Origin of the sequence: Veillonella faecalis (genome assembly GCF_024677885.1) — a bacterium.
In the GTDB taxonomy this organism is placed as follows: domain Bacteria; phylum Bacillota; class Negativicutes; order Veillonellales; family Veillonellaceae; genus Veillonella; species Veillonella nakazawae.
Window position 1 is genome coordinate 353,234 of the sequence record NZ_JALBWL010000001.1, and the last position, 14,241, is coordinate 367,474.

Sequence of the window (14,241 nt, forward strand, 5' to 3'; positions counted from 1 at the left end):
ATACTAAAACAATAGTATTTCGAGGAGGATTATCATGGTTAGTGCTCAAGAACAAGTGCGCCAAATTAAACACGGCGTAGCAGATTTAATTAATGAACAAGATCTTGTAAAGAAAATAGAAAAATCTATTAAGGAAAATAAACCTTTAGTTGTAAAATTAGGTTTGGACCCAACAGCGCCAGATATTCATTTAGGCCATACAGTACCACTTCGTAAACTACGTTTGTTCCAAGAATTTGGTCATCAAGTAGTGATCGTTATCGGTGGTTTCACTGCTCGTATTGGTGATCCTACTGGTAAAAGTGCAACTCGTCCACCACTTACAAAAGAAGAAGTATTGAAAAATGCTGAAACTTATAAAACACAAATCTTCAAAGTGTTGGATCCTGAAAAAACTATCGTTCGCGACAACAGTGAATGGCTTGAATCCATGAATTTTGCTGATGTTCTACGTTTGGCAAGTTCTTACACTGTAGCGCGTATGATGGAACGTGATGATTTCAATAAACGCTTTAAAGAAGGTCGTGCTATTGGTGTTCATGAGTTTATGTATCCATTGATGCAAGGTCAAGATTCTGTAGCATTACATGCTGATGTTGAATTTGGTGGTACAGACCAAACTTTTAACTTGTTAATGGGCCGTCATTTACAAGAATTAGAAGGTCAAGAACCTCAAGTTGTTATCACAATGCCATTGCTTGAAGGCCTTGACGGTGTTCAAAAAATGAGTAAATCTTTAGGCAATTACATCGGTATCGACGAAGAACCTAAAGAAATGTACGGTAAAGCAATGTCTATTCCTGATGAATTGATGATGCGCTACTTCATGCTCGTTACAGATATGCCAATTGAAGAACAAGAGGACATGGAAAAACGTCTTGAAAGTGGTGAATTACATCCACGTGACGCTAAAATGCAATTAGCTCGTACCATTGTTCGTTTGTACCATGGTGAAGAGGCTGCTCTTGAGGCAGAAGAAGAATTCAAACGTGTATTCCAACAACGCGCATTACCTACAGATATTCCTGAATACGCTATTGATGCGCCAACAGAACCAATCTTTGTACCACAATTCTGTACAGATGCTGGTTTGACTGCCTCTAATGGTGAAGCACGTCGCTCCATTAAAGCAGGTGCTTTCAAAGTAAATGGTGAAAAATATACAGAAGAAAACCTTACCCTTGAAGAGGGCATGATCGTTCAAGTAGGTAAACGTAAATTCGTAAAAATTAAATTTAACTAATATAAAACTGTGATGGGGTAGAAACCTCATCACAGTTTTTTTGTCCATTTTCTTTATAAGGTTTTCTCTATTGTATCTATTAATAGTAACTCCAAAATTTAGGTACAAGTTAATGTATAATGAATATAAAAGATAAATATAAAATACAAATTTGATACATAAAATATTTATACAGATATCATATAAATTTAACTGTAAAGTAAGAGGACTATATATGGACAAGAAACTATCTAATTTCCTAGAAAAACGAGAATATACTGTTCTTACCGATATCGATGTTATAGCTGCGGCAGTAGCAGTACCATTACTAGAAATTAACGGGGAAGATCACATAGTCTTTACTGTGCGCAGTAATAAGCTACGCCGTCAGCCTGGTGAAATTAGCTTTCCTGGTGGCCACTGTGAACATAATGATAAAAGCAGTGCCCATGCTGCCATGCGTGAGTGCTCTGAAGAACTAGGTATAGATTTAGACAAAATAGAATTACTTGGTAATTTAGACTGTCTCGTATCTGCGATAGGTGTCAAATTATATGCTGTAGCCGTACGTTTACATACAAGTGATTTAAAACCAAATCCTGATGAAGTAGGAGAGGTATTCACCGTTCCATTACAATATCTATTAGACATGGAGCCAACTGTAGGTCATCTAGATATAGCTACAAGACCGTTAAAGGACTTTCCATTCCATTTATTAGAAGGCTACAACATTGACTGGAAAATTAGACAAAACTACTCCGTCTATTTCTATCCCTATGAACAATACACCATATGGGGACTAACGGGGCGAGTGCTGAAAAACTTTTTAGACATATATAGGTTGGTTAAATGAGAGATTTAATAATATTTTTAGGCAGTAATACAATGGCCATTCTAGTATTAACGAGCAAACCTTCGATAAAAAATAAATTTATATTTTATTTAGTGCCAATTATATTAATGATTTCTGCTTTTTTAGATTACTATTATAAGGCAGAATGGTGGATTGATAATGGTTATGATATTTACAATTTTGCCGTTCTATGGTTTGCAATGGTAATCACTCTAGTATTTCGGTATCTACAAGTTAACTTAAATAAAAAAGATAGCTCTCAATCAAAGGACAATAAAGATGTTTAGTTTAGTTAGTTCTATATCAGTAATCCATATAATATGGTGGACAGTAAATGCTTTATCTTTAGTACTTATATTTTTGGGATCAAGGAAAAATATAAAATATATTGACTATAAGAAGAAAATCAATGGAAAGGAATATCTTCGTGATACGGGGATTGCTGTACTGTTAATATACTTTGCTATATTTATTTCTTATCGTGTAAATATAGATGAGAATAATGTATCTCTAATATATTATTTGGTTATCAGTATATTTGCTTTAATAGGAACTTTAAAACTATTTCTTGCTGGCATGAATAGGATAAGTGATATAGAACTTTTTTCGGTCTGGATATATCCTTTCTATTTATTTATTGGTGGAAGTATAGCTAACTATTATGATAATCTTTCGCCTATTTTCTTATTAGGAATCGTGTTATTGATAGTATATCCTGGAAAAGATAAATAACTTAGAATTTGTTATAGTGGAGAATAAAGTGAAACCTGAATTTGTTCCATGGTTGTGGATTATTTACGTGGCTTATGTTTTATATAAAAGATATAAAGAGAACAGTCGTTTAGAAAACTATGAAATCATACTTGCTATATTAAGCTTAATAGCTGTCTGTGGTGGTTATCTTTTAACACTATATTTTAATCTTAGTGATACTGGGTTATTTTGGGTTAATTTATCTTTTCTTCTGAGTATGATTCTAATGAAAATGGTATTTGGAGTATAAGAGATGGAAATAATTCAGTGGCTTGGTTATATAATGATTCCTGTATGCATTGTGAGTTCAATATTATTAATGATATATGGAAAGAATAAACATATTAAATATATAGATCCAGAGGTTCCATTAGGCAGACTATTTTACTTTTTGGGAAATAGCTATTCGTTTATGTGTTGTGTGTTACTAATTGTCTTTGGTAGTTATGTAATGAAATCTGAAGATATTGTTGAAGGGATTAAATATTTAATCCTAGGTTATTCTTTTGGGATTTATGGATTTACATTCTTTTTTATGACTGGCATGAGACGAGCCTATGATATAGGGTTTCCATATTGGGTATACCCTATTTTTATAATAATCACTTTATTAAGTAGCCTCATAAATGAAGAGCTTTCTGAGTTTCTTGGTTTAGGTATGTATATATTCTTATTGCAACTAGGGGAAACAAGAGAGTAATCACATATATTTTTAGCCTGTATTATTTAATGTAAGCTATATTGGTTAGTGGAGTATTATATGTTATGAAAAAGCAGTATATATTTATTTTATTAGGATTATTAGTACTTTCTGCATTGACTTACTCTATTTATTACAAGATTGATAAAGATAATAAACATGAAACTGCTGAAGCAGTTTTAAATAGAATAGTTGTTGTTTCTAACAGTGAAGATATTAGAATGTCTTATGGTCAGTATAGCCGTGGCGAGTGGGTTCAATATCTAGATATGAAGATAAGCCCAGATTACAAAACTGTTATGCCTCAAACCTTAGAAACCATTACCTATATTTTTCCTAATAGTAAAGTAGAAAAAATTGAGACTTCAGAGGCTACATTACTATATCGTATTACTTTAGAGGATGGTATTTTATTTGTTAATGGTAGTGATATGACGCCTAATAATTTAAGATTTATTGTTCATGTTTCAAACTAAAAAGATGATTGTCTAGTATTAGGCAATCATCTTTTTAGTTTCTATTCAGTTTAATTAGCATATTAATGTCTATAAAAATTGACAGATTTTAAATTAAGGTATACTATTTATGTGTAAAAGGTTTAATGTGTTGCACTAATTGACTAGGAGGTTCTCACATGAATCGCGAAACAGCATACGTACTTTGGTTTGATGAATTACAACGTGAAGATGTTAATTTAGTTGGTGGTAAGTCTTCTTCTTTAGGGGAATTGACATCCTCCACTAATGTACCTGTACCTTACGGTTTTGCTACAACTGCTCATGGTTATCGTGAGTTTATGAAAGCAACAGGTTTGGAAGATAAAATCCGCGCTGAACTTGATGCGTTAGATGATGTAGAAAATTCTGCATTATTGCGTGAAGTATGTGCTAAAATTCGCCGTATGATTTGCGAAGAAGAAATGCCAAAAGAATTGGCAGATGCTATCCGTCATGCTTATGAAGAACTTGGTAAAAAAGTAAACGAAGAAAATCCATTCGTAGCAGTTCGTTCTAGTGCAACAGCAGAAGACTTGCCAGATGCAAGCTTCGCAGGCCAACAAGATACATATTTAAATGTACGTGGTGCTGATGTTATTATCGAGAAAGTAAAAGAATGCTATGCATCTACTTTCACAGACCGTGCAACATACTACCGTGTAAAACAAGGTTTCGATCATATGACAGTAGCATTGAGTGCTGCCGTTCAAATGATGGTATTCTCTAAAGCCGCTGGCGTAATGTTCACTGTTGACCTTGTAACAGGCAACGATAACAACATCCTTATCGAAGGTTCTTGGGGTCTTGGTGAGTACGTTGTACAAGGTACAGTTACACCAGATAATTTCCATGTAGATAAAGATAAAATGGAAATTACAGACCGCATGATTAATGACAAACATATCCGCTTAGTTCGTAAAGCTGACGGCGATTGCGTTGAAGAAGTTGTTCCAGCAGATGAAGCTAAACAACAAGTTATTACAGATGCCCAAGTTTTGGAGCTTGCTAAATACGCAAAAGCAATCGAAAAACATTATGGTTGTTACATGGATATGGAGTGGGGCGTAGATGAACGAGACGGTAAAATTTGGATTTTACAAGCTCGCCCAGAAACAGTTTGGTCCCGTAAAGAAAAACCAAAAACAATTGAAAAACCTAGCACATTAGATGCAGGTAATCGTGAAATTATTGTAAAAGGTTTGCCAGCTTCCCCTGGTAATGCAGCCGGTAAAGCTCATGTTATCATCAATCCTGAGGACATTGATGAATTCAAAGAAGGGGAAATCCTTGTCACAGCTATGACAGCTCCTGACTGGGTACCAGCAATGAAAAAGGCAAAAGCAATCGTTACTGATGCTGGTGGTATGACTTGTCACGCGTCTATCGTTAGCCGTGAGCTTGGTATTCCTTGTATCGTAGGTACTAAGAGTCGTAGCCATGAAGCAACAACATCCATTAAAGATGGTCAAATGATTACTGTTGATGCTACAAATGGTATCGTATATGATGGCGTATTAGAAGATATCGTTAAAAAGCCAGAAGCACAAGCTACTGCAAGTGTTGCCACTGAATATGTTCCTGTAACAGGCACTAAGATTTACATGAATTTAGGCAATCCTGATTTAGCTGAAAAACATGGTGTATTACCATGTGATGGTATTGGTCTAATGCGTGAAGAGTTCATTTGGACTACTTTCATTCACGAACACCCATTACACCTTATTGAAACTGGTCGCAGTGACTTTGCGGTTAATACATTGGCAGAAGGTATGCGTAAAGTGTGTCAAGCATTAGCTCCTCGCCAAGTAGTAGTTCGTTTGAGCGACTTCAAATCTAGCGAATACCGTGATCTCAACGGTGGCGATAAATATGAACCACATGAATCCAGTGCATTACTTGGCTGGCGTGGTGCAGCTCGTTACTATGATCCAAAATATACACCTGCTTTCAAATTAGAATTAGAAGCAATCAAAAAAGTACGTAACGAATTTGGTTTCAAAAACTTACAAGTTATGATTCCATTCTGCCGTACTGTAGAGGAAGCTGAATTAGTAACTAATTTAATGGCTCAAGAAGGTCTTGTACGCGGTAAAGACTTCAAAGTATGGCTCATGGCTGAGATTCCATCCAATATTATCTTAGCTGATCAATTCAATAAATATGTAGATGGTTATTCCATTGGTTCTAACGATTTGACTATGCTCGTTCTTGGCTGTGACCGTGATAACGAAACAGTTCAACATATCTATGATGAACGGAATCTAGCAGTTCGTAGAGCAATTCGCCATCTCATCGAAGTAGCTCACAAAGATGGTAAAACTGTATCCATCTGTGGCCAAGCGCCAAGTGTGTATCCTGAACTTTGCGAATTCCTCGTGAAGAGTGGTATCGACTCCATTTCTGTTAATCCAGATGCGGTTGTGAACACTAAGAAAATGGTGGCTCAAATCGAACAACGAATTATGCTCGATGCTATGACTGGTCGTGGTCGTCAAGAAACTGATGACTTAACTTGGTAATCATATAGTGGTATTGAAAGAGGAGGCCCGTTGGTCTCCTCTTTTTCTGAATGGTAACTTAGGATATAATACAAACAGAGATGAAAGGGGGTTACCGTGTGAAACTGTCGAAACGACAAGAACAAATTGCTCAAATCGTTCGTGAAGAAGGACCTGTTACAGGTAGTGCTATTGCTGAACATTTAGAGGTTACACGATCTGCATTGCGTTCAGATTTATCGGTGTTAACTATGCTAGGTGTTTTAGATGCGCGTCCGAATGTAGGTTACTACTATGTGGGACTTTCAAAAGAAACACAAACGGCGGAGCGATTAAAATCATTTCTGGTAAGTGATGTATTATCTCAAGCCGTCGTGGTCAATGGGGATACAAGTTTGTATGATACGATTGTTACTATATTTACTGAAGATGTAGGGACTATTCTAGTGTGTGATGATTCCTATTTAGTAGGTGTAGTATCTCGTAAGGACTTGTTGCGTGCCTCTATGGGGCAAACAGATTCACATACCATGCCTATATCTATGATTATGACCCCTGTTAGTAAGGTAATAACTGTGGAGCCTACCGATACATTAGTAGAGGCTGCACAGAAGATGATAGAATATGAGGTGGATTGTTTACCTGTTGTCGTTCGCGAGGATGTGGAGAATAAGAAGCGCCTAAAGGTTGTGGGCCGCGTATCTAAAACAACGGTGACAAAAGTATTTTTAGAATGTAGCATACATTGAGGTTGATAGAATGGCAGAAAAAATTATTTATGCAATATCGGACTCCCTTGGGGAGACCGCAGAGGCTGTAGCAAGAGCTACGGCGAGTCAATATGATAAGGAACAAATTGAAATTGTTCGTATCCCTTATATTGATAGTGAAAGCCAAATTGATGAAGTTATAGCAGATGCAAAACGTGGTAATCATGTTATTTGTCATACCATCGTATCTGAGACTTTACGTAAATATCTTCATGAAAAAGTGGCGGAATACAATATTCCTGCTGTAGATATTATGGGCCCAGTTCTCGATGCTGTAGGTACTGTTGCATCCACAAAGCCTCGTATGACAGCAGGTATGGTTCATAAGCTTGACCAAGAATACTTCAAAAAGGTAGAAGCCATTGAATTTGCCGTAAAATATGACGATGGTAAAAATCCATCAGGTTTTGAAAAGGCCGATGTAGTTATTATTGGTGTATCTAGAACAAGTAAGACACCATTGTCTATGTTCTTGGCGTATAAAAAGATTAAAGCTGCCAATTTGCCATTAGTACCTGAGGTACCATTACCAGAGGAATTATTTAAAATTCCAGCAAAAAAAATCGTGGGCCTTATCATTGACCCATTCAAATTAAATAATATTCGTAGTGAACGTTTGCGTGCTATCGGTCTTGAAGATGAAGCAAATTATGCTTCTATTGAGCGTATTCAATCTGAATTAGAATATGCAAAAGCTATTATGCGTCGCTTACATTGCCAAGTGCTAGATGTTTCTAATAAATCTATCGAAGAAACAGCATCTCTAGTTATGCAATTGATTGATAAAAACCGTGCATCGGAGGGTAAATGAATATACGGGAACAAATAGAGGAGAGGGAGGCATTACTCCTCTCTCCTTATGCTGCAAAAAGCCGTGATGCCATCCGTGATTTAGAGGAAGCTCCTGATCCTCTTAGAACTGCATTCCAACGAGATCGGGATCGCATTATTCATAGTAAATGTTTTAGACGGTTAAAACATAAAACACAAGTTTATATTGCGCCAGGTGATCATTATCGTACGCGTATGACTCATACTCTCGAGGTTGGTCAAATTGGGCGTACAGTGGCTCGTGCGTTGCGACTCAATGAAGATTTAGTGGAAGCTATTGCCATGGGGCATGATGTGGGTCATACGCCATTTGGTCATGTTGGAGAATATGCGTTGCGTGATATGGTAGGTCATTTTAATCATAATGAACAAAGTTTGCGCATGGTAGAGGTTCTTGAAAAGCATGGTGACCAACAAGGTCTCAATCTAACGACTGCTGTGCGGGATGGTATTTTAGGCCATACGGGCGCTACAATTCCTGTTACCTTAGAAGGACAAATTATTCGTATTGTAGATCGTATTGCCTATTTGTGTCATGATTTTGATGATGCTCAACGGGCAGGAATGTTGACCGCTGAGGAATTGCCCTTTGAAGTGCGCGAGCATTTTGGAATGACTCCATCTAGTATGATTACAGCCATGGTTGAAGATATGGTGCGAGAGTCTTTAGATAAACCTGTTATTTCTATGTCTACAGATATAGAGATGACCATGAATCTATTCCGTCAATTTATGTTTAAAAATGTTTATTTGGCGCCGGCTTTAATTCCAGATCGAAATAAGGCATCTCATGTGGTGAAAAACTTATTTACTCACTTTATGGAACATCCTGACGATATGGAGGGTTGTGAAAGTATAAGAGAGTTTTATTCTACCCGTGATGTGGTGGATTATGTAGCAGGCTTAACAGATCAATATGCTATTAAGCTATTTAAACAGTATTATATTCCAAATATTACCTTGTAACTTTTAGTAATAGGTACATAGATAACAAAAAAAGCAGTTAGTTCAAATGAACTAACTGCTTTTTTTGGGGCTCTAGAACCCCAAAGAGTACATGTACTTTTTATTTTACGCGCGTGTAATTTTATTAGAACGAAGGCAGCGAGTGCATACGTTTACTTTTTTAGTAGCACCGTCTACAACCGCCCGTACTCTTTGAATGTTCGGTTTCCAAGTTTTTCTTGTGCGAATGTGAGAGTGACTCACGTTCATACCGCTAGATGTGGATTTGCCACATACTTCGCAAAGGTTTGCCATAGTTTCCACCTCCAAGCTTAATCTATAACATAACAAAAGTATATTATCATAAAGAGTAGCGTAAAGCAAGTGTTTTTATCGTACATATTGCTCTTTTTATGAAATATACTACAATATAAGGTATACTATATATCATATTCTATGATATGAGTGGGGTTTTACACAAGGATATACAAAAATTGGATATATCTCATGTGTTTATCGTATATTTAAAGGAGTTTCTATGGATGAACGGTTGACGACCATAAAGGGAATAGGTCCTGGTCGAGAGAAACAATTACATAAGTTGGGAATTACCAATATAACATCCTTGTTAACGTATTTCCCAAGAACCTATGAAGACCGCCGTACGATTTATAGAATTGGTGATTTAAAATCTGGCATGACTGGTGGCGTGGTTGGGAATGTTATTGCTGTACAAGAAAAACGTCCTCGCCCTCGATTGTCTATTTTAGAAGTAGTCATTGCAGATGGTACAGGTCCTTTAAAGATTGTGCTATTTAACCAAGGGTATAAGAAGAACTTTTACAAAAAGGGTCAGCGTCTATATGCGTATGGTAAAGCAGAGTTCCAATATGGGTCTATGCAAATGAATACACCCCAAATAGAAAATTTGGGAGACGGTGGAGAACCTGATCGTGGTATCGTTCCCATTTATGCTCTTGCAGATGGGGTATCTCAATTTGTGGTGCGCTCATCGGTACGAAATTGGTTTGCAGCTAATCATGAGTTGCCAGAGATTTTGCCTGCTGAAGTTCGTGAAGTACATCAATATATGACTCGTTATGATGCATTTAAAATGATGCATTTCCCAGAGTCTTCAGAGCGATATGAAGAGGCGCGTCATCAACTAGCTTATGAGGAGTTATTTGTCATGCAATCTGGACTGGCATTGTTACGAAATAAAGAACAATGTCATAAAGGTCCTAAGATGGGTCCCAATGGGGATTTAATGGCTCAGTGTATAGAAAATTTACCGTTCTCCTTAACAGGTGATCAACAGCGTGCATTAGAGGACATTCGTATCGATATGGAAGATGAACAGCCTATGCAACGATTATTGCAAGGTGATGTAGGTTCCGGTAAAACGGTTGTAGCTACATTGAGTTTGCTGAAAGCCATCGAGAATGGGTACCAAGGAGCGTTAATGGCTCCAACGGAGATTTTGGCAGCACAACATTACGAAGGTATAACAGAAGTGTGTGGTAATTTGGGGATTACCATAGAGCTGTTAACGGGCTCTACTACAAAAAAAGAAAAAGAACGTATCTATGAAGGGTTAGCTGATGGATCGATTCATATGATTATTGGCACCCATGCTCTTATTCAAGAAGGTGTTAACTTTCACAACTTAGGACTTGTTATTATAGATGAACAACATCGCTTTGGTGTGGAGCAGCGGGCACGGTTGCAACAAAAGGGGACATATCCTCATGTGCTCATCATGACGGCTACACCAATTCCACGAACCATGACATTATCTGTGTATGGTGATTTAGCAGTATCCTTAATCAAAGAAATGCCACCGGGACGCAAACCTGTCAAAACCTATGCTGTAGATAGTTCGTATAAGGAACGATTAAGAACATTCTTTGGCAAGGAGATGGCAGAAGGCCGTCAAGTCTATGTAGTATGCCCACTTGTTGAAGAATCTGAGAAATTAGACTTGCAAGCTGCTGAGGAATTGTATCTGGAGTTAAAAGAGTACTTTTATAAGGCCTATGAGGTTGGCCTTGTACACGGGCGCATGAAACCAAGTGAAAAGGATGAAGTGATGAATGCTTTTCATAGGGGTGAGATTTCATTACTTGTTTCTACAACCGTTATTGAAGTTGGTGTTAATGTGCCTAATGCGACCATTATGTGCATTGAAGGGGCAGAGCGATTTGGTCTATCGCAATTGCATCAGTTGCGTGGCCGTGTAGGTCGTGGATCTCATCAATCTTATTGCATTCTTGTGAGTGATTCTAAAAATGATGTGAGCCAAGAGCGATTAAAATTGATGGAACAGACTCAGGATGGCTTTGAACTAGCAGAGCAAGATTTACTGCTTCGTGGTTCTGGTCAATTATTTGGCTTAGCTCAATCAGGATTACCTGATTTACGGGTTGCTAATATTATTAAAGATATTGAAATATTGGTACAGGCTCGCAAGGATGTACTAGAGTTTGCAAGTCAATATGGAATGGAAAAACTTGAATCTGTAATGAAAGAAGAATTAGAAAAAAGATTTGGTGAAAAATTTCTTAGAATATTGTATAATTAAGAGGTAGGAATAATAAGTACATAAGTAGCGATAATATTAGATTTTATCTGGGTTTTTCCCTTGTGTATCTGTTCCTCATACCGTATAATAGAACAAACAAATTTATTTCATTTTCATCTATGGAGGTCAATATGCCACTTATTCATGTAGAGCTCGTTGAAGGGCGCACAAAAGAACAAAAAAAACAATTAGGTGAAGCTATCACTAAAGCTGCGGTTGATATCGTTAATGTACCTGCTGACGCAGTAAAGATTATCTTCGTAGATATGAAAAAAGATGATTATATGGAAGGCGGCATTTTGCGGTCTGAACGCTAAGCTACGACTGACCGCCTAGTCCAGATGGACTAGGCGGGTCGTAGTTTTGTTTTATTATACGGAAAGGAATTAAATATGAGAGACGATAAATTCGGTATGCGTGGACTAACTTTTGATGATGTTTTGTTAGTACCAGCGGCTTCTGATGTACTACCACATCAAGTAGAGTTAAAAACTCAACTAACTCGTGACATTACATTGAATATCCCTATGATTAGTTCTGGGATGGATACAGTTACTGAATCCCGTATGGCTATTGCTATGGCTCGTGAAGGTGGCCTTGGTGTTATCCATAAAAATATGTCTATTGAAGAACAAGCCCATGAAGTTGATAAGGTAAAACGCTCTGAACATGGTGTTATCGTCGATCCTATTTTCTTAAGCCCTCAAAATTTACTATCTGATGCAGCAGAAATTATGGAAAAATATAAAATTTCTGGTGTACCTATCACAGAACATGGTAAACTAGTAGGGATCATTACAAATCGCGATATGCGTTTTGAAACTGATTTAACTCGCCAAATCGGAGAATGCATGACAAAGGATTCCCTTGTTACTGCACCAGAAGGTACATCTCTTGAAGAGGCGAAAGCAATTTTAAGTGAACATCGCATTGAAAAATTACCTCTTGTAGATGATGATGGAAACTTAAAAGGATTAATTACTATAAAAGATATTGAAAAAGCGACAAAATATCCAAATTCAGCTAAAGATGGTAGTGGCCGCCTATTAGTTGGTGCTGCTGTTGGTGTGTCTAAAGATTTATATGACCGTCTTGATGCACTTGTATCTGCAAAGGTTGATGTAATCATTGTAGATACAGCACATGGGCATTCTGCAGGCGTACTACGTACATTGAAAGAAATTAAACAAGCTTATCCTCATATTCCTGTTATTGCAGGCAATGTTGCTACTGCAGCTGGTACAGAGGCTCTTATTGAAGCTGGTGCTGATGCTGTTAAGGTTGGTATTGGACCTGGTTCTATTTGTACAACTCGCGTTATTGCAGGTATTGGGGTACCTCAAATTACTGCTGTTTACGAGTCTGCTCAAGTAGGTCGTCGCTATGGCATTCCTATCATCGCTGATGGGGGTATTAAATATTCTGGCGATATTGCTAAGGCTATTGCTGCTGGTGCTAATGTAGTCATGATGGGGAATATTTTAGCTGGTACTGATGAAAGTCCAGGAGAAACAGTGATTTACCAAGGTCGTTCCTATAAAGTATACCGTGGCATGGGTAGTCTAGGTGCTATGAAACTTGGTAGTAAAGATCGTTATTTCCAAACTGAAGCTAAGAAATTAGTTCCTGAAGGTATTGAAGGTCGCGTGCCTTATAAAGGTATGTTGGCTGATACAATTTTCCAAATGGTTGGTGGTTTGCGTGCAAGTATGGGGTATTGCGGATGTCATAACATCCAAGAAATGATTGAAAATACTCAATTCATTCAAATTACAGCGGCTGGTTTAAAAGAAAGTCATCCGCATGATGTAAGCATTACCGTTGAAGCACCAAATTATAGTGGTTGATAATGGAGTATTACATTGAATAAACGTATTTCTGTTTTATCTGTGCCTATCGATTGTGTAACAATGGATGAGGCTGTCCAACGTATTTTACAATTAACTGAAGAGCCGGGACTACATTTAGTAGCCACGGCTAATGCAGAAATGGTTATGTTGGCAAATGAAAACCCTACATTGCACACCATATTGAATAATGCTAGTCTCGTCGTTCCTGACGGGGCTGGCATTTTGTGGGCTGCAGAGCGTCAAGGTGAACATGTTCCTGAACGCGTAACTGGTGTAGACGTAACTAAACGATTATTTAAAGTTGCGGCTGAACGGCAAATTCCTGTATACTGCTTAGGGGCAGCACCTGGTGTTGCTCAACGAGCAATTGATAATTTATCTGCCCAAGTTGGACCGTTAAATATAGCAGGGATTCATGATGGATTCTTCGATAGCACAGAGGAACAAGAAATCGTTAAAGCTATTAGTGAGTCTAAGGCAAAATTAGTCTTTGTTGCCTTAGGCGTACCAAAGCAAGAACAATGGATTTCAGAAAAATTGAGTCACCTGGATGGCGTTGTTGCTATCGGCATAGGTGGTTCCTTTGATGTGTTGGCAGGTAATATTCCTCGGGCTCCAGAATGGATGCAACGCAATCGTCTCGAATGGTTGTATCGATTATATTTAGAACCTCAACGGATTGGCCGCATGTTGGCTATTCCAAAGTTTATGTGGACCGTTATTAGAAATAAATAGAGGAGT

General features: G+C 37.6%; 16 protein-coding genes. 15 read left to right on the top strand and 1 reads right to left on the bottom strand.

Annotated elements, in window-relative coordinates; genetic code table 11:
• Window positions 1-34: 34 nt before the first annotated feature.
• The 11 genes from tyrS to MOQ65_RS01655 all read left to right on the top strand — a co-directional run bounded on the left by tyrS (window position 35) and on the right by MOQ65_RS01655 (window position 9,090).
• Window positions 35-1,243 carry a tyrosine--tRNA ligase gene (gene tyrS / locus MOQ65_RS01605; RefSeq protein WP_156718974.1) on the top strand — a complete coding sequence of 403 codons (1,209 nt, stop codon included), beginning with the start codon at window positions 35-37 and terminating at the stop codon, window positions 1,241-1,243.
• Window positions 1,244-1,457: 214 nt separating this feature from the next.
• Complete coding sequence (locus MOQ65_RS01610) at window positions 1,458-2,075, top strand: NUDIX hydrolase (RefSeq protein WP_257846451.1); 618 nt, start codon at window positions 1,458-1,460, stop codon at window positions 2,073-2,075.
• A complete protein-coding gene (locus MOQ65_RS01615; RefSeq protein WP_257846452.1) occupies window positions 2,072-2,362 on the top strand; it encodes a hypothetical protein in 291 nt (96 codons plus the stop codon). The genes MOQ65_RS01610 and MOQ65_RS01615 overlap by 4 nt, the downstream gene beginning before the upstream one ends.
• The gene (locus tag MOQ65_RS01620; RefSeq protein ID WP_257846453.1) at window positions 2,355-2,807 is read left to right on the top strand and encodes a hypothetical protein; all 453 of its coding nucleotides are present in this window, start codon (window positions 2,355-2,357) and stop codon (window positions 2,805-2,807) included. Before MOQ65_RS01615 ends, MOQ65_RS01620 begins: the two co-directional genes overlap by 8 nt.
• A 28-nt stretch (window positions 2,808-2,835) precedes the next feature.
• Complete coding sequence (locus tag MOQ65_RS01625) at window positions 2,836-3,078, top strand: Zn-dependent protease with chaperone function (RefSeq protein WP_257846454.1); 243 nt, start codon at window positions 2,836-2,838, stop codon at window positions 3,076-3,078.
• 3 nt (window positions 3,079-3,081) lie between these two features.
• Complete coding sequence (locus MOQ65_RS01630) at window positions 3,082-3,528, top strand: hypothetical protein (RefSeq protein WP_257846455.1); 447 nt, start codon at window positions 3,082-3,084, stop codon at window positions 3,526-3,528.
• Between the two features lie 65 nt (window positions 3,529-3,593).
• Window positions 3,594-4,004, top strand: coding sequence for a hypothetical protein (locus MOQ65_RS01635; RefSeq protein ID WP_257846456.1), 411 nt, complete (start codon window positions 3,594-3,596; stop codon window positions 4,002-4,004).
• 158 nt (window positions 4,005-4,162) lie between these two features.
• Window positions 4,163-6,544 carry a phosphoenolpyruvate synthase gene (gene ppsA / locus MOQ65_RS01640; protein ID WP_257846457.1) on the top strand — a complete coding sequence of 794 codons (2,382 nt, stop codon included), beginning with the start codon at window positions 4,163-4,165 and terminating at the stop codon, window positions 6,542-6,544.
• Between the two features lie 98 nt (window positions 6,545-6,642).
• Window positions 6,643-7,272: a transcriptional regulator CcpN gene (gene ccpN, locus MOQ65_RS01645; protein ID WP_257846458.1), complete on the top strand. Its 630-nt coding sequence runs from the start codon at window positions 6,643-6,645 to the stop codon at window positions 7,270-7,272.
• A gap of 10 nt (window positions 7,273-7,282) precedes the next feature.
• Window positions 7,283-8,104, top strand: coding sequence for a pyruvate, water dikinase regulatory protein (locus MOQ65_RS01650; protein WP_005386331.1), 822 nt, complete (start codon window positions 7,283-7,285; stop codon window positions 8,102-8,104).
• Window positions 8,101-9,090, top strand: coding sequence for a deoxyguanosinetriphosphate triphosphohydrolase (locus MOQ65_RS01655; protein ID WP_257846459.1), 990 nt, complete (start codon window positions 8,101-8,103; stop codon window positions 9,088-9,090). Before MOQ65_RS01650 ends, MOQ65_RS01655 begins: the two co-directional genes overlap by 4 nt.
• Window positions 9,091-9,195: 105 nt before the next feature.
• Here the strand turns inward: MOQ65_RS01655 and rpmB are convergent, their stop codons facing one another.
• Window positions 9,196-9,384, bottom strand: coding sequence for a 50S ribosomal protein L28 (gene rpmB, locus MOQ65_RS01660; RefSeq protein ID WP_005386334.1), 189 nt, complete (start codon window positions 9,382-9,384; stop codon window positions 9,196-9,198).
• Between the two features lie 223 nt (window positions 9,385-9,607).
• Here rpmB and recG point away from each other — a divergent pair, with 223 nt between their 5' ends.
• From recG to MOQ65_RS01680, 4 genes are all read left to right on the top strand, one after another.
• Entirely contained in the window at window positions 9,608-11,650 is a 2,043-nt protein-coding gene (recG, locus tag MOQ65_RS01665; protein WP_257846460.1) for an ATP-dependent DNA helicase RecG, read from the top strand.
• Window positions 11,651-11,781: 131 nt separating this feature from the next.
• Window positions 11,782-11,967, top strand: coding sequence for a 4-oxalocrotonate tautomerase (locus MOQ65_RS01670; protein WP_060924254.1), 186 nt, complete (start codon window positions 11,782-11,784; stop codon window positions 11,965-11,967).
• A 75-nt stretch (window positions 11,968-12,042) separates the two neighbouring features.
• Window positions 12,043-13,497 (top strand): IMP dehydrogenase, encoded by a 1,455-nt coding sequence (gene guaB, locus MOQ65_RS01675; RefSeq protein WP_257846461.1) that lies wholly within the window; start codon window positions 12,043-12,045, stop codon window positions 13,495-13,497.
• 15 nt (window positions 13,498-13,512) lie between these two features.
• Window positions 13,513-14,235, top strand: a complete 723-nt coding sequence (locus tag MOQ65_RS01680) for a WecB/TagA/CpsF family glycosyltransferase (RefSeq protein ID WP_060924256.1) — start codon at window positions 13,513-13,515, stop codon at window positions 14,233-14,235.
• Window positions 14,236-14,241: the final 6 nt, after the last annotated feature.

Bases quoted from the DNA above. Each gene is read 5' to 3' on its own strand.
- MOQ65_RS01615 (WP_257846452.1), top strand. From the start codon at position 2,072: ATGAGAGATTTAATAATATTTTTAGGCAGTAATACAATGGCCATTCTA.
- MOQ65_RS01670 (WP_060924254.1), top strand. From the start codon at position 11,782: ATGCCACTTATTCATGTAGAGCTCGTTGAAGGGCGCACAAAAGAACAA.
- recG (WP_257846460.1), top strand. From the start codon at position 9,608: ATGGATGAACGGTTGACGACCATAAAGGGAATAGGTCCTGGTCGAGAG.
- MOQ65_RS01620 (WP_257846453.1), top strand. From the start codon at position 2,355: ATGTTTAGTTTAGTTAGTTCTATATCAGTAATCCATATAATATGGTGG.
- MOQ65_RS01630 (WP_257846455.1), top strand. From the start codon at position 3,082: ATGGAAATAATTCAGTGGCTTGGTTATATAATGATTCCTGTATGCATT.
- guaB (WP_257846461.1), top strand. From the start codon at position 12,043: ATGAGAGACGATAAATTCGGTATGCGTGGACTAACTTTTGATGATGTT.
- MOQ65_RS01655 (WP_257846459.1), top strand. From the start codon at position 8,101: ATGAATATACGGGAACAAATAGAGGAGAGGGAGGCATTACTCCTCTCT.
- rpmB (WP_005386334.1), bottom strand. From the start codon at position 9,384: ATGGCAAACCTTTGCGAAGTATGTGGCAAATCCACATCTAGCGGTATG.
- ppsA (WP_257846457.1), top strand. From the start codon at position 4,163: ATGAATCGCGAAACAGCATACGTACTTTGGTTTGATGAATTACAACGT.
- MOQ65_RS01650 (WP_005386331.1), top strand. From the start codon at position 7,283: ATGGCAGAAAAAATTATTTATGCAATATCGGACTCCCTTGGGGAGACC.
- tyrS (WP_156718974.1), top strand. From the start codon at position 35: ATGGTTAGTGCTCAAGAACAAGTGCGCCAAATTAAACACGGCGTAGCA.
- MOQ65_RS01610 (WP_257846451.1), top strand. From the start codon at position 1,458: ATGGACAAGAAACTATCTAATTTCCTAGAAAAACGAGAATATACTGTT.
- MOQ65_RS01635 (WP_257846456.1), top strand. From the start codon at position 3,594: ATGAAAAAGCAGTATATATTTATTTTATTAGGATTATTAGTACTTTCT.